This is a genomic window from Aeromonas lacus (assembly GCF_000764665.1).
In the GTDB taxonomy this organism is placed as follows: Bacteria; Pseudomonadota; Gammaproteobacteria; order Enterobacterales; family Aeromonadaceae; genus Aeromonas; species Aeromonas lacus.
The window spans coordinates 1-2450 of sequence record NZ_JRGM01000064.1 but is presented as its reverse complement, the minus strand read 5'-3'; the positions used below and the strand labels follow the sequence as shown (position 1 = coordinate 2450).

The 2450-nt window shown below is 44.8% G+C and carries 2 protein-coding genes; both read left to right on the top strand.

Going from position 1 to position 2450, the window contains the following annotated elements:
* Positions 1-396, top strand: a 396-nt coding sequence (locus LG31_RS20340; protein WP_152598336.1) for an OmpA family protein, incomplete at its 5' end; no start/stop codon positions are given.
* 11 nt (positions 397-407) lie between these two features.
* On the top strand, positions 408-2450 hold a 2043-nt coding region (locus LG31_RS20850; protein ID WP_193354220.1), incomplete at its 3' end, for an Ig-like domain-containing protein.

Genomic DNA, 2450 nt, shown 5'->3' with positions numbered 1-2450 from the left:
GTTGAGACCACAACGGAAGAAAAAATATATAACGTGCAGCCCACACCGCTAATATTACATTCGGATACTGCTTTTTCCTTCAACTCTGCAAAATTGCAACCCGCTGCGATATCGGATTTAAATCTTATACTATCAAGTACGTTAACAGCCCCTAGCACAGTGATTTCAGTTACTGGGCATACTGATGATACTGGCAGTGAAATCTACAATCAAAAGCTGTCTGAACGAAGAGCATTAGCTGTTTCTGACTACCTTGTTAGTAAAGGCGTAATTCCTACACGTATTACCATTAGATCATATGGTGAAGTACAACCTATTGCTGATAACAGAACTTCTCAGGGGCGAGAAAAAAATCGCAGAGTAGAAGTTGTAGTATCCAACATGTTTAATTACTGAGTATGACTCCTATGCTTAGAGTTATTTTTGTTTTTTTGATAAGTATCTTCCTAATTGCCTGTAATGGCAGTGATGTGGGTCTTTTAGACGGTGATGGTGGAAAGCCAGAACCCAATATCGTAATTAGCCTCCAGATTATTCCTAAAAATCCAGTAGATGGGGGCATGGAACAGGTGTTGCCAAAAGGTAGCACGATTCAATATCAAGCGCTTGCCACCTATCAAAATGGTGATGTGGTAGATGTGACAGATATTGCAAACTGGACTAGTAGTAATCCTGAGATCGCTGGTGTAGATCTCGGGTTGGTTACAGGCCTTAATCTTGGCTCCATGAGTCTAGTGGCTCGCTATGCTGAATTAGACAGTAATATCGTACCAATACGCGTAACTGATGCCTTCGTGGCTCGCTTGCAAATAACTCCAGTTGAAGCTCGCATTGCTGTTGGAACCATACAAGAGTACAAGGCAATCGCCTTTTACACTGACGGTACGGCTCAAGATGTTAGTGAAAATGTTAATTGGGTCAGTATTAATACTGCTGTCGCTACCATTTCTGTTCAGGACGGTGAAGCAATTGCAATGGGCAATTCGGAAGGTGTGACCACAGTCAGAGCAACAATAGGAAATATTGAAAGCAATTCTGCGTCACTGACGGTTACCAACGCACAAATACTTGCATTGCACATCAATCCTGCTGGCGAAACCTTTGTTCCAAAGGGGCTTCATCAGACCTTTACTGCAATTGGGGAGTTTTCTGATAAGTCTACTCAGGACATGACCAGTCTGGTCAATTGGCGTAGTGATAATCCAAACGTAGCTAGCATCGTTGGTATTGGGGATGTAAAAGCTATGGTGCAGGGCTCTGCCCATATTAGCGCTAGCTATCGTGGTGCATTGAATAGTAATGAAGCTACCATCACGGTTACAGATGCGACCCTGACCAGGGTACAAGTCGATCCGGCACAGGCAACAATTGCTAAGGGAACGACACAAGATTATACAGTGACAGGGATTTACTCTGACGACTCAGTGATAGATCTCTCTGACCAAGCTGGTTGGGTCAGTAGTGACGTTAACATTGCAACAGTTGTACCTGCCATTGAGGCTGGTCAGCATGCCGTTGCACAAGGTAATAATGTTGGAAGCGTGCTGCTGACTGCGATTATGGATGGTATTGAAAGCCAGCCTGTCTCACTGTCTGTTACCAGCGCCATGCTCACCAAATTGGTTATAGATCCGGTCAATAGCGCCATTCCTCGTGGTACAACCCAAAGCTATCAAGCCATCGCGACCTTTTCCGATGAGAGTACGCAAAATGTAAGTCGGCGTATTGTATGGGCGACTGACAATATATCTGGCGCACCTATCAGCCCAGATGGTGTTGCATACGGTCATGAGGAAGGAAACTATCTACTGACTGCTAGTTACTTGGGTATGAACAGTAACTCTGCTGCTCTTGAAGTAACCTCAGCACAGCTACAATCTCTAGATGTCGTCCCTGTAAACGCAAGTATCGCTAAGGGGTTGACCCAGCGTTATCGAGCCGTGGGGAGCTTTACTGATGGGACTTTCGATCTAACATCTTTGGTGCACTGGAACTCGAATACGTCCGCAGTCAGTATTACAGGTAGAAGCTCATTCGTTGTTGCCCATGGTCTTGAAGTCACTGCTGAACCTGCCGTTATCACTGCAACTTTCATTGACCCTGTAAGTGGCAATCCCGTTTCAGGTATTGGGCAGTTGACAGTCACTGATGTCGCTATGCGTAGCTTGCGTATCGACAACGATGTGTCTGATACAGTACCTGCTGGAGGGGCTCAAACCTATGCTGTTACGGCGTTACTGAGTGATGGTTCTGAAAAAAATGTTAGTGACTTTAGAGGTCTTCATTGGGTAAGTGATTCAGCAGATGTGTTCACTCGTAATGCAAATCCAGCCGATAATATAGTTCAGGCTATTGGGGTACATCAAACAAGTAGTCCGGCAATTTTGACTGCTAGTTTACGAACACCAGAAGGCAGTACAATAACTGATAGTACCAGCTTGTCTATTGGG